Consider the following 25023-nt stretch of genomic DNA (forward strand, 5'->3'; position numbering starts at 1 on the left):
TCCGCGCGCTCAGCGGCAGCCGAGACCGGTCAGCGTCGCCGTCACGGCCTGGGCCAGCGGCGTGTGCGGCTCCGCACCCAGCGTCTGGACCAGCCGCGTGTTGATCAGCCGGATCGGCTGCCGCCACAGATAGCGCATTTCCATCAACTCGCGTGGTGTTGTCATCGCAAGCGCGGCGAGGCGCAGTTGCCACCAGGGTAGGGGGCGGATCGCCACCGCCGGATCGCCCAAGGCCCGTGCGATTGCCTCTGCCATCTGGCGACCGTCCGCGTCCCATTGGCCGTCCATGTGAAAGCGCGCGAAGGCGGACAGGTGGGTCGCGTCGAGCAGGCGGGCCATCGTCTCGGCAACGTCGGGGAGATATGCCCATTGATGGCCGACGCCGCGCTTGCCGGGTGTGCGGATCACGCGCGGGCGGGCTCCTGCCGTCACCATCGCCTGGCCGAACCAGTTGTTCGCGGCGCCCGGGCCGAAATAATCCCCTGCGCGGACGATCAGCACCTTTGCCGTGCCGCGCTCGGCCGCGGCGCGCAGTCGATCCTCCAGCACGACACGGAGGGCGCCTTTGCGCGTCTCGGGGTGCTGCGGCGCGTCCTCTTCGATCGCGGGGAATGCGTCGGGGCCATAATTGTACACCGTGCCAGGCAGGAGGATGCGCGCGCCGACCGCTTCGGCGGCGCGGATCGTGTTGTCGATCATCGGCAACACGAGACCTGCCCAGTTGCGGTAGCCCGGCGGGTTCACCGCATGCACGATCACCTCGGCTCCCTGCGCCGCCGCTAGAACCGCCTCCCGATCAAGCGCGTCGCCCAGGACCTGGATGCAGCCCTCCAGCAACGGGGAGGGGCGGCGGCTCAACACCTTCACGCGCCAGCCCCCGGCGAGCAGACGTTGCCGCATGGCGCCGCCGATGCCGCCCGTGGCCCCCAGGACCAGTGCCGTTCTCATGCTGTCGTCTCCGTTCGTTGCCAAAGCGGGTTAGACCCCAGGTATCGAAACATAAATTGTGCAAAGCCGGCGGGTTGCTATACGGAATTGGATGAACGGCGAGCCAAGTTGGGACGTGTATCGAAGCTTCGCAGCCGTGCTGCGTGCGGGGTCGCTTTCTGCTGCGGCGCGGGGGCTCGGCATGACCCAACCCAGCATCGCCCGCCATATCGACGCGCTGGAGCGAACGGTCGGCGGGGCGCTGTTCATCCGTTCTCAGCGCGGCCTCGCGCCAACCGACCGGGCGCTTGCCCTGCAGCCGCACGCCGAGGCGCTCGTCGCAGCCGCCGAGGCCCTGCGCCGCACGGGGCAGGGAAGGCCGGACCAGCCCGAGGGCGTTGTGCGGATAAGTGCCAGCCAGGCGGTGGGCGTGCTGCATTTGCCCGCCATTCTGGCCCGTTTGCGGAAGGCCTATCCGGCGCTGGCGTTCGAACTCTCCCTCTCCGATGCGGTCGACGACCTGCTGCTGCGCCGCGCGGACATCGCCGTGCGCATGACCGAACCGGTGCAGCAGGCGCTGGTGGCGCGGCCGGTCGGGACGCTTACGCTCGGCTTCCACGCGCACCGCGACTATCTGGCGCAGCGCGGTGTCCCCGCCACGCTTGCCGCGCTGGCGACCCATGATCTGATCGGCTTCGACACCGAGACGCCGTTTATCCGTGCGGCAATGCGGCACCTGCCGGGGTTGGACCGCTCGTCCTTCGCGCTGCGCGTGGATAACGATGCGGCGCAGTTGGCGGCGATCCGTGCCGGATTCGGTATCGGCATCTGCCAGATCGCTGCCGCCCGTCCGGATCCCGCGCTGGTGCATGTGCTTGCCGACGCCTTTGCGATGCCGCTGCGCATGTGGGTGGTGATGCACGAGGATTTGCGGCACGGCGTGCGCTACCGAACGGTATTCGATGCGCTGGCGGATCAGCTGGCAGCAATCGCGGACCGGCGCGGACGCGGGGAACGATCCGGTGCCGCACCGGTTGAAGGCTGAACCCTCCGCTTTTGCGGGAACGGGCCCCCCGATCTTGGCTGGAGACGTGCCATGCCCAGTTCCCGTTCCTTCTTCGAACGCCGCGCCCAGGAAGAGCGTGCCCGTGCCGCCTCCTGTGGCAATCCTGTCGTCGCCGCCGGTTTTAGGCGGCGCGCGGAGGCCTTTCAGCGACGCGCCAACGCCCAGTTCGACGAGGTGATCGAGTTCGGCTGACCCCGCGCTATCGCGACTATCCCCCCCCGAACCATTTCTTTCCTGCTTTCCTATCGCGAAGGTGGGAGATGCGGCGGCCACAAGAAGATTGGTAAGGGGTTGAACATGCGTAGCTTTCGTACGGCGCTGCTGGTCGCGGCTTCCGTTTCCGCGCTGGGATGCGGTGCTGCATCGGCGCAGGAGACCGGCGCACAGACGGGCTCCCAGCCGGATACGACGTCGGAGGCTGGCGCCGAGATCGTCGTTACCGGTACTCGCAGCGTGGGTCGTTCGCGGCTCGACACGGCCTCGCCGGTCGATGTGCTGAGCGGCCAAGCGCTGGGTCGCCAGGGCACCACCGAATTGGGTGCCGCCCTGGCGGCCGTAGCGCCTTCGATCGACTTCCCGCGGCCGTCCGCCACGGACGGCACCGACGCGATCCGTCCAGCGACGTTGCGGGGGCTTTCGCCCGATCAGGTGCTCGTGCTGGTCAATGGGTCGCGAGTGAACAGCTCCGCGTTGCTGAACGTCGCGGGTGCCGTCGGGCGGGGCGCAGCCGCGGTCGACCTCAACACGATCCCGACTGCCGCGCTGGAGCGGATCGAGGTGTTGCGCGACGGTGCCTCCGCACAATATGGATCGGATGCGATCGCCGGCGTCATCAACCTGCGACTGCGCGAAGCGAGGTCGGGCGGTGCCGCATCGGCCACCTACGGGTTCTACCGCACCGACATCAACACCGCTGCAGGAAACCGCACCACGACGGGCGAACCGAACTTCACGGCGTCCGCCTGGCAGGGCTTTGGGCTTGGCGAGGACGGCTTCGTGACGGTGACGGGCGAATATGTGAACCGCCAACCGACCAATCGCGCCGATTTCGACCAGCGCGTGGTGCCGAGCCGCGTCACCGGCCGCTTCGGCGACCCGCAGGTCGAGCAGTACACGGGCACGATCAACGCGGGCAAGGGCATTGGCGGCGGCTGGAGCCTGTATGGCTGGGCCAGCTATCAGGACCGCGATACGCGCAGCGCGGCCTTCCCGCGCCTCGCGGAACGGACCAACGCGGCCGCGGTCGGCTATCCCAATGGCTTTCTGCCAATCATCAACACCACGTCCACCAACGCCGTGGGCGCGGTCGGTGCGCGGGGCGATATCGGCGATTGGGGCGTCGACCTGCATGTCGGCTACGGCCGCAACAAGATCGCCTTCCGTACCCGCGATACCGCCAATTTCAGCCTCGGCGCCGCGACGCCCAAATCCTTCTATGACGGGGCGCTGATCTACGACCAGTGGGTCGGAAATCTCGACATCCGTCGCAAATTCGACCTGTTCCAGTCGCTGAATCTGGCCTTCGGCGTCGAAGGGCGTCGTGAGAGCTATAAGATCACGGCGGGCGAGGAGCGTTCGTATATAGGCACCGGCGCCGAGGGTTTCGGGGGCTTCGCGCCGATCAACGCAATCGAGCGGTCCCGGCGCAGCATCTCCGGCTATGTCGATGTAGAGACGCAGGTCACGCGGTCGTTCCTGGTCGACATCGCCGTGCGCGGCGAGCATTTCACCGATTTCGGCGACACTGCGAACGGCAAGCTCTCGGCACGGTATGACGTGACGCCGTGGCTGGCATTTCGCGGTACGGTCTCGACAGGATTCCGTGCGCCGAGCCTGCAGCAGCAATATTATACGTCCGTCGCGCAGGTCGTGCAGGGCGGGGTGCCCGTGCTGACCGGAACCTTCCCGTCGATCGCCCCGGTCGCGGAAGCACTGGGCGGCCGCCCGCTTCGTCCGGAGAAATCGACCAACCTTTCCGTCGGCACCGTGATCCGCGCCGGCGGGTTCGACCTGAGCGTCGATGCCTACGAGATCCGCCTGCGCGATCAGCTCGCCCTTTCGGAGATCATCCGCTCGAGTTTCAGTCCGCAGGTGGCGGCGATCCTCGCGCCGTTCAACGTGCCCTCGGCCCGCTTCTTCATCAACGGCCTCCGCTCGCGCACGCGCGGCATCGACGCGGTCGTGCACTACCGGCTTGGCACTGCGGCGGACCCAGCGGGTGCGTTCGACTTTACGCTGGCGGGCAATGTCAACGACATCCGCATCACCAGCGTGCCGACCAACACCGCGACGGTGAATCCGGCGCCCGTGCTGTTCGCCCGCAGCCGCGTGTTGACCATCGAACAGGGAACGCCGGGCGAAAAGGTCACCGGCACGATCGACTGGGCGAAGGGGCCCGTCGGCGTGACGCTCCGCGCGACATATTATGGCGACGTGAACCAGCCGGACAACATGGCCGACGGATCGAAGGACTCGCATACCGGCCAGCACCTGATCAGCGACCTCGAACTACGCTACCAGCCGCGCCACGGCGCGCAGATCGCGTTCGGTGCCAGCAACCTGTTCGATGTCTATCCTGACCGGACGCTGACGGCGAACAACCCGTCGGGGGCGCTCGGATTTCCCTATTACTCGCCATTCGGCTTCAACGGGCGGTATTTGTACGCCCGCCTGGGCGTGAACTGGTGAGCCGTCAGCGGCGTGCCGAGCGCGGGCACGCCGCTGTCCTGTCTTTGATATTTACATAACTAATATTATCGGTCTCTTGTTTGATGCGGGGGTGTAAGCGCAACGTGGAAATGGGACATCTCCGCTAAATAGAAACGGGACAGCCTCCGTTTTGCAGCGCCTCGGTGCCATGCAGTCCTTGGCAAGGAGGATGTGCGCACGATGTCGGTGATCGCTGGGAGCAAGACGGGTCCAGCGGTCCGATACAGCACGCTGCAGGACAGGCTGGTGAAGGCGATGCGGCTCAAGGGCATCTCCACCATCGCCGGAGCCAACCGCTTCCTTCCCTCCTACCTCGCGCAGCACAATGCGCGCTTCGCCTGCATGCCGGCGGATGTGCAGGACGCGCATCGCCCGCTTGGCCTGCAAGGGAAGGTTCGGCGGAGCTGACCCGGCGCGCCGAGCCGTCCGTCACCGGCGCCTTGGCGCTCAGCTACAACAGGCGATGTTTATCCTGGAGGCGACGTCACTCGCGCGGACGCTGGCCCCTACCTTCGCAGACGGCGAGGTTTGAATTGAAATTCGGCGGACTTTCGACAAAATGCTAATGGACGAGGTAATTCCCCGAGCTGCGAGCAGTGAATGAAATCAGCATTATTCGCCGCGATTCTCTGTATTGTGCTCCCAGCAGCACGCGCGGAGCGGCGTCATTTGCTGACCATCGACGATGTCCGCGACGTCCACCGTATTGAACAGGCGCAGCCGTCTGGAACTGCCCTCACTGGGTACGAAAAGGCGCTGACCGGAGCGCTTCGGGACTTGTGCGGGAAGAAGGTCGCACTGCTGGGGGAAGGGCCCACCCATGGCGACGGCAATACCGAGCAATTTAAGGTCGTCTTGGTCGATCGGCTGATCCACCAATGTGGGTTCACGATGGTCTTGTTCGAAGCCAGCCACTACGAGTTCTTGAACATTGAGAATGCGCACAAATCGGGTCGGCGCTTGGAGCAGGAGCAGGTCGCGACGGCAGTGGGCGGCCTTTGGCGCTTTGATGTCGATTTCCAGCCGCTGTTGCCCATGCTAACCGAAGGGCTGAACGATGGTACGCTGCGTTTGGGCGGGCTAGACGACCAACTTGGCGCGGTCGGTCAGAACTTCGCGAATGTGCAGTTGGTCGAGGACCTGACCGCCCATATGCAACCGGACAGACGCAGCATCTGCCGTGAAGCATTCCGTCACAGGATCTACCAGCACTATCCTAAGGAAATGCCCTATTCCAAGAAGGAAAAGGAAGCATTGCTGCTGTGCCTGGCAGAGGCAAGCAGTGCCAGTCGCGACGCCGAGCACAAGCATATGGCGCGTAGCTTAAGTCGTTGGATCGACCGCGATCTGCTTGGCGATACCGAAATGTACCGCGAACGCGACCGCTCGATGTTCGAGAATTTCCAATGGCTGAAATCGCGTCTGCCTCGATCGATGAAAATCATCATCTGGGGCGCGACTATGCATCTGGCAAAGGACGCAAGCGCGACATCCTACTTTCCAGCGTCCGGGAACCTCGGCTCACGAATCCACGCGGTGTATGGCAAGTCAGCTTATTCTCTGGGTTTCTCGGCCCTGGAAGGCGCCTACAGGGTGGGCAGGCGCAATCAGCAAATTCTACCGCGGGCGCCAGCCGGATCCCTCGAAGCACAGGCGATCGCAGGCGCTGCGCCAGAGGAAGATGTCGTCTTTCTCGGCCCCCGTCCGCTTGCCAGGCCAGGAGCGATCAGCGCCGCTGCTTTCCGGCACGAATACCAGACGACCGATTGGAGCCAAGCTCTCGACGGGCTGGTTATATTCCGTCGCGAGCGTCCCGCCCAGCTCGTGCGCTCAGCAAGTTGACCTCACCAAGGGCTATGCGCTAACCGCGCCAGTTGACGGCGTAGTAAAGGCGCTCGTCACTGCGGATCATACATATCATGGGCCGCCTTCGCAGGCAGCGCGCTTCCGCCATGGGCCGGAAAGACGGCAAAGTTGCTGCGCGACGCCGAGGAGCGTCACAGCCTAGCGTAATTTCCTACCAACATTCTGAACAGCTATGCAGCGGCGGCAGACGGGTTTGATACCTATCTGCCAACGGCGTTTGTGCCTTTTCTAACTGGCGGTACCTATTCATATTGCCCGCCAGTGCCGCGCGCGATCAGCCGGCTGGCGAGGCCCGCCTCGAGCGCGACCAGCGTCAGCGTGCGGCCGACCAGGTCGTGGAGGCCGCGGGTGATCCGCTCGCGCACGACAGTGCCGGCGGGGCGGCGCATCTCTTTCTGGCTGGTGAGCAGCGCCTGGTTGCGCTTGTAAAAGGCGAAGCTCGACATGGTGCCGATGCCGGTCATCACCACGAACAGCACGCCGGGCAAGATCTTCAACCATCGATCGAACCCCTTTCCGAGAACGGCCTCAAACTGCTCCGGGGGGGCCGGTCTCAGTGACAGATGTCACCCCGGCCGCATGCCATCGCGCAGCAAGTCCGGTGGATGCCGCCCCCGGAACGGATCGCCGGTTCCGGCGGTTCTGCTCCCTTGTTCCGGATCGGCAACAAGGGGAAACGAATGCGCAGGCGGTGGACTTCGGCGGTGCTGCTGCTGGCACTTGCCGCCTGTTCCGGCAACCGCGGTGGCGGCGCGCCGCCCCATGCCAAGGACCGCATCGAGGTAAAGCCCGAGCTCTCCACCCTCACCCTGCCGCTGGAGGCTAACCTCGATGACCTCGCCGCGACGCTGGAACGCGCCGTGCCGCGCCAGCTCTGGGCGATCGACAAGCCCGACCAGCCCTGCGTGCGCCCCAAGAAGCTCGACCTCGGCATCGCCAAGGTGAAGACGCCGACCATCAAGTGCCGCATCGTCGGCGAGGTGACGCGTGGGCGGATGACGATCGGCGGCCAGGGCCAGGTGATCCGGCTGGCGATGCCGCTCCACGCCGAGGTCCGCGCCGAGGATATCGGCGGTGTGCTCAAGCGCGAGACCGCAACGGCGGACGCGATGGCGCATGCGGTGATCACGCTGTCGCTCGGGCTCGACTGGAACCCGCGCGGCAAGATCGACATCGACTATGACTGGGCTAACGTCCCCCATGTCGACATTCTCGGCCAGCGGATCGAGTTCACCGACAAGGCCGACCAGAAGCTGGCGCCGATGATCGCCAAGCTGGAGCGCGAGCTGCCGGGCGAGCTGCAGAAGCTCGGCGTGCGCCAGAAGATCGAGGAGGCGTGGCGCTCGGCCTTCACCACGTTGTCGCTCAATCGCGAGAACCCCCCGGTATGGATGCGGGTAACGCCCAAGCAGCTGCATTATGGCGGCTATGCCATCACCGGCAGGCGGCTGGAGCTGCGGCTCGGCATGGAGGCGACCACCGAAACCTTTGTCGGCCAGAAGCCCGCCGATCCCGCTCCCACATCGCTGCCGCCGATGCAGCCGTTGCAGGGGCCGATCGGCAAGGTCTCGCTGTTCCTGCCGGTGATCGCCGATTATCGCGAGCTGGAGCCGGTGCTGATGAAGGCGCTGGTCAAGCGCCAGGCGCGGCCGTTCGACGTCCCCGGCGTCGGCCCGGTGCAGGCGCAGTTCGAGAAGGCGACGATCTACGGCACCAAGGGCGGGCAGATGGCGGTCGGCCTGTTGTTCGCGGCCGAGGACGTCGGCGGGAAGATCGGCCGGACGCGCGGCACCGTGTGGCTGACCGCGACGCCGGTCAACCTGCCCAATTCGCGCAAGGTCGACTTCCAGAACCTGGGCGTCAGCGGCACCACCGACATGACCGGTGGCGACCTGATCCTCCAGCTGATGAACGCGCCGGGGATGAGCAGCTTCATCGCCGCCGCGCTCAGCCAGAATTTCGAGCGCGACTATGGCGAGCTGCTCGGCAAGGTCAGCCGCGCGATCTCCAGCCGGCGCGAGGGCGTGCTGCGCATCGATGCCCGGCTGGAGCGCACCCGCACCGGCACGCTGCAGGCCTCGGGACAGGGGCTGTATCTGCCGGTCTGGGCGGAGGGCACGGCGACCGTGCGCCTCGCCAGCCCGGGCTCAGGCGGAGAGAAACACCACGCCCGGTAAGGCCACACCCTTGGCAGCGGTGCCGAGTTTCCCGTCGGCGCCGATCGCCAGCCGGGCGATATTGCCCGAACGCTCGTTGGCGACGAGCATCTCGCCGTCGCCTTCGCGCAGCAGGAACAGCCGCGGCCAGTGCCCGCCGCAGCCGGCGTGCTGGAGCAGGGTCAGCCCGCCGTCGCGCTGGATCGCGAACACCGCGATGCTGTCATGCCCGCGATTGGAGACGTAGAGCCGCGTGCCCGCGGCGTTCACCGCGATATGCGCGGCGGCCGAGGCGCCGGTGAAGCCCTTGGGCAGCGTCGACAGCGTCGCCAGCGCGGTGAAGCGGCCATCGGGCAGCGCGCGCAGCACCGTCACCGTGTTGGCGAGTTCCGTGACGAGATAGGCGATCGGCAGCTTCGGATGGCGCGCGAGATGCCGCGGCCCTGCGCCCGCTTCGGTGCGATAGGCGATGCTGGTGTCGACAGCGCCGCCCGCGCCCAGCCGGTGGAGGAACACCGCGTCGGCGCCGAGGTCGACCGACTGCAGCTGGTTGGTCGTGGAGAAGCCCACCCAATGCGCGTGCGGGCCGGCCTGCCGCTCGCGATTGGGGCCGCTGCCCTCATGCTGGATGCGGCGTGCTTCGCCCGCCAGGCGGCCGCTTCGATCCAGATCGAACAGGGCGACCGAACCGCTGGAATAATTGGCGACCGCGAGACGGCGGCCATCCGCCGAAAGCGCGGCGTGGCAAGGATCCGCCCCCAGCGTCGAGGCGGTGGCCAGCTTGGCAAGGCCGGCCGTGTAGACGCCGACGGCCCCTTGGGTCTGCTCGTCCAGCAGGTAGCGCATCCCCGTCACCGCCGAGCGGACGCCGAACGAGGCGTTGCGGATCGTCGCCACGGGGGCGCCGAGCTGCCAGCCCTGCGCTGCATGGGTCAGCGGCACCAGCCCGGGGCCGCCCTCGTTCACATAGGTGCCGGCGATCAGGCCGCCGCTTGTGCGGGCCAGCAGCGCGGTCGGGCAGGCGCCGAGCGCCACGGTGGCGCCGACCAGCGCGCGGCGCGTCAGCGAGAATGCAGGAATAGTCATATCCTATTGAAGCCTTTCGGTTTCTTTGCCGTCAACGCTGAACCTTCGCCGGTCTTGCGCGCTGAACCCGATGCAACAGGGAGCAGCGTCATGACCGAAGACCCAAGCCGCCGCGATCTTCTGAAAGGTGCCGCCGCCGCCGGTGCCGCTACTGCCGCCGGACCGGCCTTCGCGCAAGCCGCGACCAGCGGCCCGGCCCCCGATCCGCAGACCAAATATACCGACAAGCCCTTCCCCGAGCAGCGCCAGAAATGGCCGGCGCTTCAGCGCGAGATGCACCCGGTACCCGATTGCGGCGAGCGTAGCTATCGCGGCTCGGGCAAGCTGGTCGGTCGCAAGGCGCTGGTAACCGGCGGCGACTCCGGCATCGGTCGCGCCGCCGCCATCGCCTTTGCACGCGAGGGTGCGGACGTCGCGATCAATTATTTCCCGACGGAGGAGCCGGACGCGCAGGACGTCGCCAAGCTGCTTCGTGGGGAAGGCCGCAAGGTGGTGCTGCTGCCGGGCGACCTCACCGATCAGAGCTTCTGCGTCGATCTTGCAGGCCGCGCCAACCGCCAGCTTGGCGGGCTCGACATTCTCGTCAACAACGCCGCCTATCAGCAATCCAAGGCGTCCATCGACGAGATCAGCTTCGAGCAGTTCGATCGCACGATGAAGACCAATCTCTACGCGATGTTCTGGATCACCAAGACCGCGCTGCCGCTCATGAAGCCGGGTTCGGCGATCATCAACACCGCCTCGGTCAACAGCTTCGCGCCGGAGAAGGAGCTGCTCGACTATGCAACCACCAAGGGCGGCATCGCGATCTTTACCAAGGCGCTGGCCAAACAGATGGCGAAAAAGGGCATTCGCGTGAACGCCGTCGCACCAGGACCGATCTGGACGCCGCTGCAGGTTGCAGGCGGCCAGCTGCCCGGCGAAATGGGCAAGTTCGGGCAAGACACGCCGCTCGGCCGTGCGGGCCAGCCGGCCGAGCTGGCGCCGCTCTACGTCGCGCTCGCCTCGAACGAATTCAGCTATACCGATGGCAGCGTCTTCGGCGCAAACGGCGGCACCGGTGCGGTGTGAAGCATCGGCGGCAATATTGCCGCCGGTAACCATTCGCTAACCATAACCGCGAGCCCGTCCTTAACCTTACCCCCTTAATAACCTCGCATTCCCAAAGGAGGCGAAGGAGCCGGGGGCGTGTTCAGCGTAACAAAGCGGGCCAGGATGGCGGGCGCCGCCATGGCATTGGCCATACTCGCTGCCTGTGACGGCGGCGGTGGTGCCGGTAGCGGCACGTCGGCGGGCGGTCTGGTCTCCGCACCGCCCCAGCCGACGCAGACTCCGGCGGGTGCCGCGCTCGACGATTCGGTGCGGCTTGCCCAGCAGGCGAGCTTTGGTCCGAACATGGCGCTCGTCGAGCGAATCCGCGCGCTTGGCGTGAACGGCTGGCTCGACGAGCAGTTCGCCGCCAGCGGCAGCACCTATGCCGATCTCGCCACCGATGTGCGTGCCAATTTCTGCGCGTCCGGCGACAATGCCTGCAGCGCGCTCCATTTTTCCCGCACGCCCGTCGCAATGCGCTTCTATGCCGATGCGATCTCCGCGCCGGACCAGCTGCGTCAGCGGGTCGCCTTCGCGCTATCGCAGATGATCGTCGCCTCGGAGGCAGGCGTGCGCGCCACCGCGGGCATCGCCGCTTTCAATCAGCTCTTCCTCACCTATGCGTTCGGCAGCTATCGCGATCTGCTGCTCGCCGTGACGATGAGCGGCTATATGGGCGACTATCTCGACATGGCGGACAGCCGCAAGGGCACGCCATCGGAGAATTACGCCCGCGAGTTCCTGCAGTTGTTCACCATGGGTCCTGACAAGCTGCAGATGGACGGCAGCATACAGCGCGATGCGAGCGGCGGTCCCATCCCCAATTACACGTCGGACGAGATTCGAGAGGTAGCGCGTGCGCTCACGGGGTGGACCTATGCCCGGGTCGACAATGCGGCGATCAGCGATTCCCAGGCGATCGCCTATGCCCAGCCGATGATCGCGGTGCCCAGTCGCTATGACTCTGCTGAAAAGCGTTTCCTCGGCACCGTCGTCGCAGCGGGGACCTCCCAGCAGGCGAGCGTCGCAGCGGTGGTGGATGCGGCATTCAATCACCCCTCCACGCCACCGTTCGTGGCGCGGCACCTGATTACCCATCTCGTCACGCCCAACCCGTCGCCCGCCTATATCGGCCGGGTTGCCGCGGTATTCGTCAACAATGGCAGCGGCGTGCGGGGCGACATGAAGGCCGTGGTCCGCGCCCTTCTCACCGATGCCGAGGCACGCGCGCCGCAAGGAAGCACGGCCGGCAAGCTCAAGGAGCCGGCGCTGGCGATGACCAGCCTTGCCCGTGCGATCGGCTTCACGACCGACGGCTATGTCTTTCAGCAGCGCGATACGGGTCTGGCCCAGCCGGTGATGCGGGCGCCATCGGTATTCAACTTCTATCCGGACGACTTCCCGCTGCCCGGCAGCGCGACGCTGCGCAGCCCGGCCTCGAAGCTGATGACGGCTCCCAACCAGCTGCGGCTGCACAATCTCGTCTATGACTGGACGGTGAGCGGTGATGCGACCCGGTCCGAATATGCTGCGGTGGCGACAGTGCCGGGAAGCTCGGGCTCGGCCCCGGTGTGGGCGGATTGGGAGGCCCTTGCCGACAATGTCGACGGCATGGTCGATCGGGTCAACCTGCTGATGTTCGCCAATGGACTCACCAAAGCCCAGCGGGATGCGCTGAAGGCCGCGGGCGTGGCCGTCACCAATGCCGATCCGAAGCTGCAGGCGCGCAAGCGTGCGCAGATGATGCTCTACATCGCCGGCACCAGCCCGATGTTCCTGGTCGATCGCTGAGGAATTTCCGATGCCCCTTTCCCGCCGCGATTTCGTTCGACTCACCGCCGGCACCGGCGCGCTCGCCGCGCTCGGCCAGTTCGGCCGCACCGCCGCCATGGCGGCCCCCACCGGCAGCTACCGGGCCATGGTCGGCATCTTCCTGTTCGGCGGGAATGACGGCTGGAACATGGTGATACCCACCGACGCGCGGCACAGCGGTTATCTCGCTTCGCGCGGCAGCGTCGGCATCCCGCGCGCGTCGCTGACGCCGCTCACCAACAGCGCCTACGCCTTGCACCCGGCAATGGCGGCGCTACGACCGGTCTGGGACGAAGGTTCGCTGGGATTGGTGCTCAACACTGGCACGCTGTTCGCGCCGCTGACCAAGGCGACCTACCAGTCGCGCGCCGATCTGCGTCCCGCCAACCTGATGAGCCATGCGGACGAGCAGGATCACTGGCAGGGGCTGCGGGCCCGCGAAAGCAGCCGTGACGGCTTCCTGGGCCGCATTGCGGACAAGATGCCGGGCGGCACGCTGCCCGCGGCCATGTCGCTGGCTGGGGCCTCGGTGGCGGTGCTGGGCCGCCAGACCTCGCCCTTGATCCTGGCGACCGGCGGCCTGCCCGGTCGCTCCGGATACAGCACCGGCAGCAATGCCAAGAACGCCGCGATCACGGCGCTGGCCACCAGCAGCGACGGCGTCGCTCTACTGGACGGTGTCGCCCAGGCAATGACGCGCAACTATGATCAGGCCGTCACCGCCAACACCATCCTGGCCGGGACGGCGGCCACGGATGCCTTCTTCGTCAACCCCACCACCGGTGCGGCGCTGACCAGCGATCTCGCCAAGCAGCTGATGGTCGTGGCGCGGATGATCGCCGCGCGGGGCACGCTCGGCCATGCCCGGCAGAACTTCCTGGTGAGCCAAGGCGGGTTCGACACCCACTCTGGCCAGGTCCAGGGCGGCAACCCCGCCGCCGGTCTGCATGCGGGGCTGCTCGGCGATCTCGCCATGGCGATGGCCGCGTTTCACAAGGCGATGGGCTCGCTGGGTCTTGCTGCCAACGTCACCAGCTTCACGATGAGCGACTTCGGTCGGACCTATCTCGGCAACGGCCAGAGCGGCACCGACCATGCCTGGGGCAGCAATCACCTGGTGATGGGCGGTGACGTCGTACCCGGCGCGGTGCTCGGCAGCTACCCCGATCCGGTGCTCGGCGGCGCTGACGACGTCACCAAGGAAGGCCGCTTCGTGCCCGGCGTTGCGCAGGAGGAATATCTGGGCGCGATCGCGCGCTGGCACGGCGTCGCCGATGCGGACCTATCCTACGTCTTCCCCAATTGGTCGACCTGGAGCAGCGCGGGCCGCGGTCCGCTGGCGCTGTTCCGCGGCTGACGCTCGGCAGACGCGGAAGGCGTGCCGGGACGCTAGGCTTGCATCGTAAGCGCCGGCCCGACCAGAACGACGCGTCGGCCGGCGGTGAGGCGCACGGTCCGCTCGGCCCCGCCGCACCGTATCACCCGCGTACCGCTCCGTTCCGGGTATAGCGAGGCGCGGGCGAGCTTGCCCCCCTGCCACGCGAGATCGATCGTGCAGGCGCCGCGCCCCCGCAGGCCCGTCACGCTGCCCCCCGGCCAGGCGCTGGGCAGCGCGGGCAGCAGTTCGAGCGTGTCCCCTGCACTGTAGAGCAGCATCTCGACGATGCCAGCCGCGCCGCCGAAATTGCCGTCGATCTGGAAAGGCGGATGCGCGTCGAACAGGTTCGGGTAGGTGCGTTCCGGCCCGAGCAGGAAGTTGAGAATGCCGTGCGCCCGGTCGCCGTCGCGCAGCCGCGCCCAGAGGTTGATCCGCCACGCGGTAGCCCAGCCGGTCGCCCGGTCGCCGCGGATTTCGAGCGCGCGTCGCGCGGCCGCGGCAAGATCGGGCGTCTCCGTGACGCTGATCTGGTGAGACGGATACAAGCCGTAGAGATGCGAAACGTGCCGATGCTGCTGCTCCGGCGCGTCGGCGTCCCAATCCTCCTGCCATTCCTGCAACTGGCCCTGCCGACCGATGCGGTAGGGCGCCAGCCGAGCGGTCGCCGCGCGCAGCTCCGCCACCATTCCCGCACCGATGCCGAGGATCGTCGCGGCCTCGGCGGTCTGGGCGAACAGGTCGCGCAGGATCGCCATGTCCATCGTCGGCCCGGCACAGAGCGCGCCGCCATGGCCATGCTGATTTTCCGGGCTGATCGACGGGTTGGTCACCAGCCTGCCGGTACGCGGATCCTGCACCAGCGTATCGAGGAAGAAGCGCGCCGATCCCGCCATCAGCGGATACACGGAGGCGAGGAACGCCCGGTCGCGGTGATAGTCGTACTGCTCCCAAAGATGCGTGCACAGCCACGCCCCGCCGGTCGGCCACATGCCCCATGGCGCGCCGTCGATGGGCGCAGTCGCGCGCCAGCCATCGGTGTTGTGGTGGCATACCCAGCCCCGCGCGCCGTACATCTCACGCGCGGTCCGCGCGCCGGTGATCGCCAGCTCCCGCACCAGCGTGACCAGCGGCGCGGCGCATTCGCTCAGATTGGCACTATGCGCGGGCCAATAGTTCATCTCGGTGTTGATGTTGACCGTGTATTTGGAGCCCCAGGGCGGATTGAGGCTGTCGTTCCATAGGCCCTGCAAGGTCGCCGGCTGGCCGCCGGGCTGCGAGCAGGCGATGAGCAGATAGCGGGCATAGGCGAAGTAGAGCGCGGCGAGCGCCGGGTCCGGGTGCTCCTGCGACTGCTGGATGCGCAGATCGGTCGGTGCGTCGGCGGCCGGGGTGGCGCCGAGGTCGAGCGTGACGCGCCGGAACATCCGCCGGTGCGCGGCGCTGGCATCGGCCGCGATTTGCGGGAAGGACTTGCGCCGAGCCGCCGCCAACGCCTTGTCGACCAGTGCCTCCGGATCACCCGACACGTCGTCGAACCGCCGGAAGCTCGTCGCCATCGCAAGCAGCAGCGTGACGGCATCGGCACCGCGTATCGCGATCCCGCCGGACGTCGCCTCGATCCGCCCGCCCTCGGGCTGAACCAGCACCTGCGCCGCGAACCGGAGCGCGCCGTGCACGCCCGCAGAATCCCCGTTGCGGCCGGTCAGAAGCAGCTGGTCCTTGCCGATCGTACGTGCGACGATCCCATTGTGCGGGCTGTCGAGCGCGAGGTCGAGGTCGAGCTTGCCCTTGCTCGCCTCCAGTCGCACCGCGATCACCTGATCGGGCACCGAGGCGATGACGCGCCGAACATGCTCGCTGCCATTGATGGCGAACCGGGTCGTGGCGACGGCGGAGTCCAGATCGAGCTCGCGCCGATAGGCGCTTGCCTGACCCAGCCCGGGGAACCGCAGCAGCAGATTGCCGAGCGCCTGATAGGGCATCTGGGTCTTCGGCCGTCCCAGGAGCGCCTCGTTGGTCCATGCCTCCGCCTCGGCGATCTTGCCGGCAAAGACCAGGTCGCGGACCTTTGGCAGCGCCTCCCGCGCCAATGGGTTGACCGGATCATAGGGCCCGCCCGCCCACAGCGTGCCCTCGTTGAGCTGCAGCCGCTCGGTTTCGGTCCCGCCGAACACCATCGCGCCGAGCCGGCCGTTGCCCACCGGCAGCGCCTCGGTCCATTTCGCCGCCGGCTGGCGATACCAGAGCAACGGGCGCGCTGCCGCGATATCCGCCCGCGCCGCGCCTTCCAGCGAAAGCGCGAGCGGGCCGGCGGCAAGCGCGGTCATGGTCTCCCGACGGGTCCAGTCCATGGCGATCCTCTCCAAAGGCGTAACATGGGCCGCGGCGTCCCGCGTGCCGGATTCAAAAGCGCGACAGGGTGAAGCGGTCCACGTCCAGCGCGCCGCCGCCCGGGCCCGGATTGAAACAGGAAAGCGCGAACTGGACGCCCTGGAAGGTGCCGGTCCGCCAGTCATAGACCAGCGGCACCGTGCCCCCGAGCGGCGTGAAGCGCCGGCCATCCTCGCTGTACGACAGCAAGGCAGTGGCGGCGATGAAGTCCATGTCGGTGCGCAGCCAAAGGCGCGGCGCGCTGGTCGGCACTGCCGCGACACGCACCTCCGTCTTCGGCCCTGCGGTGGTGGACTCGGTGACCCGCATCGAAAGCGCGCGGCTGCCGTCCGGCTGGCCGATCACCGCGATCGCGGCGCTGTACTTGCCGAACGTGCCGAAGCCGCAGACATCGCCCGGCCGTATCCCTGCCGGATCGACAACCACTTCTCCGCGCGAGCGGGGTGCCTGGCCCTTCTGCACCAGGGTATTGCGCGCCCACCATAGCTGGTCCGCCGGAACCGCGCGCAGCCGCAGCCAGCCGCGTCGCGCCGTAAGCGACCAATAGGGGTCGAGCGGATTATGGTTCCACTGCCATTGCCGGCCGAGCGCCGTGGTGGCGAAGTCGTCCGAGGTCGGCGGCTCGGTGAAGCGGCCGCCCGGAATCGGCTTGGGCGCGCGCTCCGGGACCTGGCCGGGCTGCGCCGGCGTGCCCCACACCGGCCAGCCGTCGCGCCAGAACACCGGGCTGATGTTGGTCACCCGGCCGATCGGCCCGGAGTCCCGCATGACGAAGCCGACATCCTGGCCATTGGCGAGATCGACCAGCGCGCCCTGGTGCCCGCCCGTCTTGTCGTCGATCTGCGGCCGGGTCTCCCACGGCCCGTCGAGCGTGCGCGCCCGCGAGACGGTCAGCGCCAGCTTGTTGGGGATCGAATTGAACAGGTAATACAAGCCATTGCGCCGGAGCAGCTTCGATCCCTCGGCGCCCTTGTTGTAATAGATCACGCGACTGGCGGTGATCCGCGACACGTTCTTGTCGAGCGTGTGCAGCGTAATCGTGCCGTCGCTGCCGATCGACGTGGCGAGATAGACCTGGCCGTCATCATCGAAGAACAGTGCCGGATCGAAGGCGGCGCGGTCGAGTGCGACATAGGTCCAGGGACCGCGCGGATCGCGGGCGCGGTAGATGCGGGTGTTCTGGCGGATCGGCGTCACCGCCAGGTAGAACATGCCCGCATGGTAGCGCAGGCTCGGCGCGTAGACGCCCGCGCGGTAGGAGCCGCCGTCCTTCAGATCGAATTCCGCGCGCCCGTCGAGCCGGGGGATGACGTGGGAGAGGATGTCCCAGTTCACCAGATCGCGCGAGTGGAGGATGGTGAGGCCCGGCACGTTGGCGAAGGTGGTGCTGGCGAAGTAGAAGTCCTTGCCCACCCGGATGATGTCCGGATCGGGATAGTCGGCGTTGAGCGGCGGGTTGCGATAGGTCCCGTCGCCCTGGTCCGAGCGCCAGACCTGGGCCGAGGCGATAGCCGGGAGCAGCGCCGCAGCGACGGTCGCGAGGAGGAGGCGCCGCATCACTGCGCCATCGGCCCGATGATCGTGCCGACGAACCCGCCCGCCTCGTGGGTGCTGAGGAAGCGCGCGTCGAGATCGCGCTTGAGCGTGCCCTTCGCCGCCCCGCTGGCATAGTCGAACGCCATGGTGCCGCCGGTGATCCGCAGCGTCAGCGTCACCGGCGCGGTGCCGGGCAGCGGGGTCGCGGCGATCAGCTGCTCGTCACCCTTGGCGCGGGTGTAGAGCGCCAGCGTCCGCGTGCCACCGCTGTTGGTGAGGCCGTAGAAGAGGTAATTGAGGTCGCTCTGCACCGCCGCGAGCCCGGCGCGCTCGCCGGACTTGGTGGGGGTATAGCGCACCGTCACGCTGACGGTGGCGTTGGCGTGCTGCTGCCGACGCCCGACGAAACCGGGCACCTGGTTTAGATCGCCGAGCGGTGCCGGCCGGGTGATCACCAACTCCCCGCGTTCGACCCGGTAGAAGGGCGATTTGGGCGTACGGATGCCGACCCACTGCATCGACAGCTTGTTGCCGGCGAAGCGGTCCACATAGGCGAAGTCGCCGCTGGTCGGCAGCGCCGGTGGGGCTTGTGCCGGCAGGTTCGGTACCGCGCCGACCAGCGGCACCGGCTTGCCGTGCGGCAGGATCATCGGCCAGCCTTCCGACCAGGTGACCGGCAGCAGGAAGGTCTCGCGGCCCGTATTGTAGAAGTCGTCGGCATAGGGACGGACGCCCAAGAACGTCGCCCACCAGTCGCCCTTCTGCGTCTGTACCAATGTCGCATGGCCGGTAGAGGTGACAGGGTTCGGCCGCTTCGGGTCGAGATCCCGCTGGGTCAGGATCGGGTTGCCGGCAAAGGGCACATAGGGCCCAAGCAGTTCCTTGGACCGGAACACGACCTGCGAATGGTTGACGCTCGTCCCGCCCTCGGCGGCGGTGAGATAATACCAGCCGTCCTTCTTGAAGACATGCGGCCCCTCGATCCATACCGGCTTTTTGGCGATGTCGACGCCGCCATTGATCAGCTGGGTGCTGGGGCCGACCATCTTGCCGGCGCGCCAGTCATATTCCTGGATCCAGATCGCGCGGTGGCCCTCGTAGCGAGGGGGCTCGTCGGGTGCGCGATTGTTGACGATATAGGCCTTGTCACCCTCCCAGGTGATCGAGGGGTCGATGCCCTCGAACGGCAGCCAGATCGGATCGGACCAGGGGCCACGCGGGTCCTTGGCGGTGATCACGAAATTGCCTTTGCAGCTTACGCAGGTGTTGACGATGTAGAAGGTGCCGGCGTGGTAGGAGATATCCGGCGCGAAGACGGCCTGCGACGTGCGCATGCCGGTGAAGTCGAGCTGGCCGGGCCGATCGATCGCGTTCGCGATCTGCGTCCAGTGCACCAGATCCTTGGAATGGAAGATCGGCAGCCCCGGATAATGGGCGAAGGACGACAGCACGAGATAATAGTCGTCACCAACGCGCGTGACCGAAGGATCGGGATAATAGCCCGACAAGATAGGATTGCGATACTCGCCGGGGCCTGGCTTCGCCGCTTCCAAGGCATGGCCCGAATAGCGGAAGTCGCTAAAGCGCGCGGGCGCCTGTGCCAGCGCCGGTACGGCCGCCGTGCCGGCCAGTATCGCCGCCGCGACAATCGTCGAAATTCTCATGGCATCCCCTCGTGTGCACGCATTCCGTTCCGCGCCCATGGCCGCGATTGCGGGCCGCACCATAAGGCGGCGACCGAGGATGACCACCCTCAACCTGTCTCGCTGCGGGCAAGGATCGAAAAATTTCCATTTGCTGGACAAGTTAGGGGCTGGCGAAAGCCTTGCTGGCGCCGGCGTACCGGCTCAGCTCCGTCCGCTGGGATCGTACGATGGTGGCGGCGCCGTGCCGGCCGGCACTTCGAGCACGGCGGCTGCCTCGGCATCGCTGAGGTCCTTCACGCCCGCGTGCAAGAGCACCGCGCGCTGGTCTTCCGGCAGCAGTGACAGTTGCGCCAGCACGTCCCGCTGCCCGCGCCATTATGCCAAGGTCTAATTTTTTCTCGGCGCCGCAGGGAATATTGCAGGCGCAGCATCGTCCAACCCCGCGACATCAGCTTGGATCGGAATTGTCATGCCTTTCTTCAATCGGCGCGCGATCGGCGCCTTCGCGCTGATCGGCGCTATCGTCCTCGCGCTGCTCGCCGGCTTCGGCTGGGCCGCAGGCTGGCTGGGCGGGCGGCGCACCAGCGGCGGCGATATCACGACCGCACTCGAGGCGAATAACGGCGGGGTGAAGCCGGGTTATCGCCGCGCGCATGCCAAGGGCCTGTGTTTCACCGGAGACTTCGCCGCGACGGGTGCTGGAAGTGCCCTCACGAGCGCCGCTGCGTTGCGTACCGGGACGATACCGGTACTGGGTCGCTTCTCGCTCGGCGGCGGCAATCCTTTCGCGACCGATGGCCGCAACGTGTTCCATTCGATGGCGCTGCTGCTGCAGACGCGGGACGGCCAGCAGTGGCGGATGGCGCTGGACCATACGCCGATCTTCCCCGTCGCCGATGTTCCTTCCTTCCTCGCGCTCCAGCGTGCGACCACGCCGAATCCCAAGACCGGCAAGCCCGATCCTGCGGTGCTGCAGCCGTTCCTGGCGGCCCATCCGGAGGTGAAGGCGTTCCAGGCCTATATGGCGAAGGCGGTGCTGCCGAACAGCTTCGCCAACGCGACCTATTACAGCATCAACGCCTTCCGCTTCACCGATGCCGGTGGGACGACAAGGTTCGTGCGCTGGCAGTTCGTGCCCGAGGCGCCGCTCGCCGGCCTCGACAAGCAGCATCTCGACCAGCTCCCCCGCGACGCGCTGTTCCAGGAGATGATCGCCCGCACCGCCAAGGGTCCTTCGCGCTGGCACCTGCTGCTGGTCGAGGCCAATCCGGGCGACGTGACCGACAAGGCGACGGTCGCCTGGCAGGGCGCGCACCGCACGATCGATGCCGGCACGCTGACGATCCGCGCCACCCAGCCCGAGGAAACCGGCCGCTGCCGCGACTTCAATTTCGACCCCACCATCCTGCCGGAGGGCATCGCCTTGTCCGACGATCCGCTGCTCGCCGCCCGCTCCAAGGGCTATTCCTCCTCCTTCACCCGCCGCGCCGCCGAAGGCCCGCATCCGAGCGCCATTGGGGAAGACCTGACCAAAGGAGCGCAGCAATGACTCGCCGTTCCCCCGATTTTCATCCCGCCCTCCGCCTGCTGCACTGGCTGATGGCCGCCCTTGTGCTGGCGATGCTGTTCATCGGCGTGTTCATGGTGTCGACCAGCGGCCCCGCCTATGTGGCGCTGCTCGATCTGCACCGTCCGGTCGGCATCCTCATCCTCGTCCTCGTGCTGCTGCGCCTGCCCCTCCGCCTCGCCACGGGCGCACCCGCGCTACCGGCGGATCTTGCGCCCCTGCAGAAGCGCATCGCCTGGGGATCGCATGTGCTGCTCTACGCCACGCTGTTCGCCCTGCCGCTGATCGGCTGGGGAATGCTGTCCGCCGGCGGCTATCCCGTGCGACTGGGCGGCGGCATCGTGCTGCCGCCGATCCTGCCGCACGACCTCGCGCTCTATGCGCTGCTGCGCGCGGCGCACACGGCGATCGCGCTGGCCTTCTTCGCGCTGATCCTGCTCCACCTCGCCGCGGCGCTGATGCACGGGCTGGTGCGGCGCGACGGCGTGCTGCGGAGCATGACGACCGGGCACTGCCGGCCGTTGACGCCCTCGACCGCCGACGATGACAAACCCAGGGGAACCACTAGGCTCCCGGCATGACCCTCGAACAGCTACGCATCTTCGTCGCGGTTGCCGAACGCGAGCATATGACACGGGCGGCGGAGGCGGTGGGCGTTACCCAGTCCGCCGCGTCGGCCGCCATCGCCACGCTGGAGGCACGGCACGACATCAAGCTGTTCCACCGCGTCGGCCGCGGTATCGAGCTGACCGATGCCGGTCGTTTCTTTCTTGACGAGGCGCGCGCTGTCCTCGCACGGGCGGCCGAAGCGGCGCTGGCGCTGGGCGAATATGCCGGGTTGAAGCGTGGCCATCTCCGGCTCGTCGCCAGCCAGACCATCGCTGCCTATTGGCTACCGGAGCGGCTCGCCATGTTTCACCGCCGCTATCCGGATATCGAATTGTCCGTCGCGATCGCGAATACCGAAGGCGCCGCGCGCAGCGTCCGGGATGGCGAGGCCGAACTGGGTTTCGTCGAGGGCATGGTCGACGATCCGGCGCTGGCCCACTGGAAGGTCGGCGAGGACCGCATGCTGCTGGTCAGCAGCACGCACGCGGACGCGATCACCAATGCCTGGCTATCCGCCGCGCCCTGGGTGATGCGTGAGCCCGGCTCCGGCACCCGCTCCACCTTCGAGACCGCAATCCGGGACCGCGGACTGGACCCGCGCGACCTCAATGTCGTGCTAACCCTGCCTTCCAATGAATCGGTGCTTGCCGCGGTCCGCGCGGGGGTCGGCGCGGCGATGCTGTCCCAGCTGGTCGTCCTGCCGCTCTTGGAAGCCCGGGCCTTGTTCGCCCTGCCCTTTGCGCTGCCGCCGCGCCGGTTTCATGGCCTGCGCCAGAAGGAACGGTATCGCAGCAAGGCCGCCGATGCGTTGCTCGAGGTCATCGCGAGCTTCGACGCACAGGCAGACTGGGTGATCTAATCACGTTGGTGACCGAACCGATCGCCGTACCATATCAAGATTGAACGCGGTTCTCGGAACACCGCCTAAAATCTGTGCATTGGCGCCCGCGAAGAGCGCGTACGTCGTCAAATTCATAACTCAAGACGATCAAAACAATATGAATTGATCGTTAGAATGATCGGTTTGGCAGCCGCATCTGTGTCTCATCAAGGAGACACAATGTGACGACGCAGAGCCTGGCCCACCATCCGTCGCTTCCCGGCAGCACCCTGCTGCCCGGCGTTGCGCTTTGCCTGACCGTCACCGGCGGCGCGTTCGTCCTGCAGCGGATCGAAGAGGCGATATTCGGGCACGCCTGGCTGGAAGCGCTGGTTCTCGCCATCCTGATCGGTACGGCCGTGCGCACCGCCTGGACACCGGACAAGCGGTGGTTCCCCGGCATCACCTTCAGCGCAAAGTTCCTGCTCGAACTCGCCGTCGTCCTGCTCGGCGCCTCGGTCAGCGCCGCGACGATCCTCGCCGCCGGGCCGGGCCTGTTGATCGGCATCGCGGGCGTGGTCTGCGCGGCGATCGCCAGCAGTTATCTGATCGGCCGGATGCTGCGGCTGCCGAAACGCATGGCGCTGCTCGTCGCGTGCGGCAACTCGATCTGCGGCAATTCGGCCATCGCGGCGGTGGCGCCGGTAATCGGCGCGGACGGCGACGATGTCGCGGCCTCGATCGGTTTCACGGCCGTGCTCGGCGTGGTGGTCGTGCTGTCGCTGCCGCTGCTCGCCTTCGGCCTCCACCTGAGCGGTCACCAGTTCGGCGCGCTTGCCGGCCTCACCGTCTATGCCGTGCCGCAGGTGATCGCCGCCGCTGCGCCCGGAGGTGCCACCGCCGTCCAGATGGGCACGCTGGTCAAGCTGGTGCGCGTGCTGATGCTCGGCCCGGTCTGCCTGATCCTGTCGCTGATCGCGCCCACGCTGCGCGAGGAAGCCGACGAACTGCCCCCGCACGTCACCACCGGCGAACGCCCTGCGGCCGGGCGGCCGGCGCTGCACCACCTGGTGCCCTGGTTCATCCTCGGCTTTCTCGGCCTGGTCGGCCTGCGGTCCTTCGGCCTCATCCCGCATGCGGCTCTTGCCCCGGCGAACGAGGCCGCGACGCTGCTCACCGTCGTCTCGATGGCAGCGCTGGGCCTGGGGGTCGACGTCCGCACGGTGGCGCATGCCGGCGGCCGCGTGACCGCCGCCGTAGTCCTCTCGCTGCTCGTGCTCGGGGCGATCAGCCTTGGCCTGATCCGCCTGCTGGGGCTGGCCTGAACCGGCCCGCCCCCTGCCCCTACTCTATCGCAACGGAGACCATCATGAAGCCGTCCCTGCCCCTCTCTGCTCTGGTCGCCGCGCTGGCACTGGCCGGGTGTTCCGCTTCTTCCGCGCCCGCAGGCAACGCCGCTGCGCCCGCCGCCGCCGCGGATGATACTGCCACCACCTGCAAGAGCGGCATCACGCTCCAGCTGCTCGGCTCCGGCGGCCCGATCAGCGATGACGCCCGCGCTTCCTCCGGCGCGGTCGTGTGGATCGACGGCAAGGCGCGGCTGCTGATCGATGCGGGCGGCGGCACCTATCTCCGCTACGGCGAGGCCGGTGCCCGGCTCGAAGACCTCGACTTCATCGGCATCTCGCACTTCCACACCGATCACGTGGCGGACCTGCCGGCGATCCTGAAGGGCGCCTATTTCCTGAGCGGACGCCATGACGTGGCGCTGGTCGGTCCCAGCGGCAACGCCAACTTCCCCAGCATGACCGCCTTCTTCGACCGCGAGTTCGGCCGCGGGCATGGCGCCTTCGAATATCTGGCCGGCCTGTCGGGGGGTACCGACGGCCTGCAGCTTTCGGTCCACCCGTCCGACGTCAACGTCGCCAGCCCGGTCGCGACCAAGGTCTGGCAGGGCGACGGCGTCACCATTTCCGCCTTCGGAATTCCGCATGGCGATGTGCCCGCGCTCGCCTATCGCATCGAAACCCCCAAGGGCGTGATGGTGCTCTCAGCCGACCAGAATGGCAGCCGCAAGGGATTTGTCGACTTCGCCAAGGGCGCCGACCTGCTGATGATGCCGGCGGCGATCGACGACGATGCCGACGCCCAGTCCCGCTTCCTCCATGCGACGCCGACGGTCGTCGGCAAGATCGCCGCAGCAATCAATCCGAAGATGCTCGTCCTTGATCACTTCATGGGCCGCGCTCTGAAGGACAAGGACAAGAACGTCGCGACCATCCAGCGCTATTATCACGGTCCCGTCTATGCCGGCCGCGATCTCTCCTGCTTCCCGCTTTCCCACTGAAGACAAAGGAGCATA

At 67.2% G+C, this 25023-nt stretch carries 20 protein-coding genes and 1 pseudogene; 14 read left to right on the forward strand and 7 right to left on the reverse strand.

All coding sequences use genetic code 11. From position 1 onward, the window contains the following. Positions 1 to 9 precede the first annotated feature (9 nt). Positions 10 to 948 carry an NAD-dependent epimerase/dehydratase family protein gene (locus A7X12_RS14730; protein ID WP_064312341.1) on the reverse strand — a complete coding sequence of 313 codons (939 nt, stop codon included), beginning with the start codon at positions 946 to 948 and terminating at the stop codon, positions 10 to 12. Between the two features lie 91 nt (positions 949 to 1039). On the opposite strand from A7X12_RS14730, the gene A7X12_RS14735 reads away from it, so the two are divergent. The 5 genes and pseudogenes from A7X12_RS14735 (at position 1040) to A7X12_RS14750 (ending at position 6544) form a co-directional block, all read left to right on the forward strand. After that, positions 1040 to 1972, forward strand: a complete 933-nt coding sequence (locus A7X12_RS14735) for a LysR family transcriptional regulator (RefSeq protein ID WP_064312342.1) — start codon at positions 1040 to 1042, stop codon at positions 1970 to 1972. A gap of 51 nt (positions 1973 to 2023) precedes the next feature. After that, positions 2024 to 2185, forward strand: coding sequence for a hypothetical protein (locus tag A7X12_RS25600; protein WP_157105605.1), 162 nt, complete (start codon positions 2024 to 2026; stop codon positions 2183 to 2185). Positions 2186 to 2290: 105 nt separating this feature from the next. Next, positions 2291 to 4681 (forward strand): TonB-dependent receptor plug domain-containing protein, encoded by a 2391-nt coding sequence (locus A7X12_RS14740; protein WP_064312343.1) that lies wholly within the window; start codon positions 2291 to 2293, stop codon positions 4679 to 4681. A 249-nt stretch (positions 4682 to 4930) separates the two neighbouring features. Continuing rightward, positions 4931 to 5074, forward strand: a pseudogene (locus A7X12_RS26335) (ISNCY family transposase); the annotation flags it as partial. 297 nt (positions 5075 to 5371) lie between these two features. Next, a complete protein-coding gene (locus A7X12_RS14750; RefSeq protein ID WP_064312345.1) occupies positions 5372 to 6544 on the forward strand; it encodes an erythromycin esterase family protein in 1173 nt (390 codons plus the stop codon). A gap of 266 nt (positions 6545 to 6810) precedes the next feature. Here the strand turns inward: A7X12_RS14750 and A7X12_RS14755 are convergent, their stop codons facing one another. After that, complete coding sequence (locus tag A7X12_RS14755) at positions 6811 to 7065, reverse strand: histidine kinase (RefSeq protein ID WP_064312346.1); 255 nt, start codon at positions 7063 to 7065, stop codon at positions 6811 to 6813. Positions 7066 to 7248: 183 nt separating this feature from the next. Between A7X12_RS14755 and A7X12_RS14760 the strand changes: the two genes are divergently transcribed. Next, complete coding sequence (locus tag A7X12_RS14760) at positions 7249 to 8745, forward strand: DUF4403 family protein (RefSeq protein WP_064312347.1); 1497 nt, start codon at positions 7249 to 7251, stop codon at positions 8743 to 8745. Here A7X12_RS14760 and A7X12_RS14765 read toward each other — a convergent pair. After that, on the reverse strand, positions 8716 to 9810 hold the full coding sequence (locus A7X12_RS14765; RefSeq protein WP_064312348.1) for a lactonase family protein: 1095 nt from the start codon (positions 9808 to 9810) through the stop codon (positions 8716 to 8718). The two genes, A7X12_RS14760 and A7X12_RS14765, sit on opposite strands and share 30 nt — an antisense overlap. Positions 9811 to 9900: 90 nt before the next feature. Here A7X12_RS14765 and A7X12_RS14770 point away from each other — a divergent pair, with 90 nt between their 5' ends. The 3 genes from A7X12_RS14770 (at position 9901) to A7X12_RS14780 (ending at position 14071) form a co-directional block, all read left to right on the forward strand. Continuing rightward, positions 9901 to 10881: an SDR family oxidoreductase gene (locus A7X12_RS14770; protein WP_064312349.1), complete on the forward strand. Its 981-nt coding sequence runs from the start codon at positions 9901 to 9903 to the stop codon at positions 10879 to 10881. A 159-nt stretch (positions 10882 to 11040) separates the two neighbouring features. Further along, positions 11041 to 12693 (forward strand): DUF1800 domain-containing protein, encoded by a 1653-nt coding sequence (locus tag A7X12_RS14775; protein WP_064312350.1) that lies wholly within the window; start codon positions 11041 to 11043, stop codon positions 12691 to 12693. A 10-nt stretch (positions 12694 to 12703) separates the two neighbouring features. Beyond that, positions 12704 to 14071 (forward strand): DUF1501 domain-containing protein, encoded by a 1368-nt coding sequence (locus tag A7X12_RS14780; protein WP_064312351.1) that lies wholly within the window; start codon positions 12704 to 12706, stop codon positions 14069 to 14071. Between the two features lie 32 nt (positions 14072 to 14103). Here the strand turns inward: A7X12_RS14780 and A7X12_RS14785 are convergent, their stop codons facing one another. The 4 genes from A7X12_RS14785 to A7X12_RS25605 form a co-directional block, all read right to left on the reverse strand. Continuing rightward, entirely contained in the window at positions 14104 to 16443 is a 2340-nt protein-coding gene (locus tag A7X12_RS14785) for a glycoside hydrolase family 95 protein (protein WP_064312352.1), read from the reverse strand. 52 nt (positions 16444 to 16495) lie between these two features. Beyond that, positions 16496 to 18040 (reverse strand): glycoside hydrolase family 43 protein, encoded by a 1545-nt coding sequence (locus tag A7X12_RS14790; protein WP_064312353.1) that lies wholly within the window; start codon positions 18038 to 18040, stop codon positions 16496 to 16498. Continuing rightward, positions 18040 to 19683: a glycoside hydrolase family 43 protein gene (locus A7X12_RS14795; RefSeq protein WP_064312354.1), complete on the reverse strand. Its 1644-nt coding sequence runs from the start codon at positions 19681 to 19683 to the stop codon at positions 18040 to 18042. The genes A7X12_RS14790 and A7X12_RS14795 overlap by 1 nt, the downstream gene beginning before the upstream one ends. A 183-nt stretch (positions 19684 to 19866) precedes the next feature. Beyond that, positions 19867 to 20022 carry a sigma factor-like helix-turn-helix DNA-binding protein gene (locus A7X12_RS25605; RefSeq protein ID WP_157105607.1) on the reverse strand — a complete coding sequence of 52 codons (156 nt, stop codon included), beginning with the start codon at positions 20020 to 20022 and terminating at the stop codon, positions 19867 to 19869. A 112-nt stretch (positions 20023 to 20134) separates the two neighbouring features. On the opposite strand from A7X12_RS25605, the gene A7X12_RS14800 reads away from it, so the two are divergent. The 5 genes from A7X12_RS14800 (at position 20135) to A7X12_RS14820 (ending at position 25008) form a co-directional block, all read left to right on the forward strand. Continuing rightward, positions 20135 to 21214 (forward strand): catalase family peroxidase, encoded by a 1080-nt coding sequence (locus A7X12_RS14800; protein WP_084445490.1) that lies wholly within the window; start codon positions 20135 to 20137, stop codon positions 21212 to 21214. Next, complete coding sequence (locus tag A7X12_RS14805; RefSeq protein ID WP_064312356.1) at positions 21211 to 21813, forward strand: cytochrome b; 603 nt, start codon at positions 21211 to 21213, stop codon at positions 21811 to 21813. The genes A7X12_RS14800 and A7X12_RS14805 overlap by 4 nt, the downstream gene beginning before the upstream one ends. Then, a complete protein-coding gene (locus A7X12_RS14810; protein ID WP_064312357.1) occupies positions 21810 to 22700 on the forward strand; it encodes a LysR family transcriptional regulator in 891 nt (296 codons plus the stop codon). Before A7X12_RS14805 ends, A7X12_RS14810 begins: the two co-directional genes overlap by 4 nt. A gap of 203 nt (positions 22701 to 22903) precedes the next feature. After that, positions 22904 to 23986, forward strand: coding sequence for a YeiH family protein (locus tag A7X12_RS14815; RefSeq protein ID WP_064312358.1), 1083 nt, complete (start codon positions 22904 to 22906; stop codon positions 23984 to 23986). 44 nt (positions 23987 to 24030) lie between these two features. Further along, positions 24031 to 25008 (forward strand): MBL fold metallo-hydrolase, encoded by a 978-nt coding sequence (locus tag A7X12_RS14820; RefSeq protein ID WP_064312359.1) that lies wholly within the window; start codon positions 24031 to 24033, stop codon positions 25006 to 25008. The last annotated feature ends 15 nt before the right edge of the window (positions 25009 to 25023 follow it).

Source organism: Sphingomonas sp. TDK1, assembly GCF_001650735.1.
In the GTDB taxonomy this organism is placed as follows: Bacteria; Pseudomonadota; Alphaproteobacteria; order Sphingomonadales; family Sphingomonadaceae; genus Sphingomonas.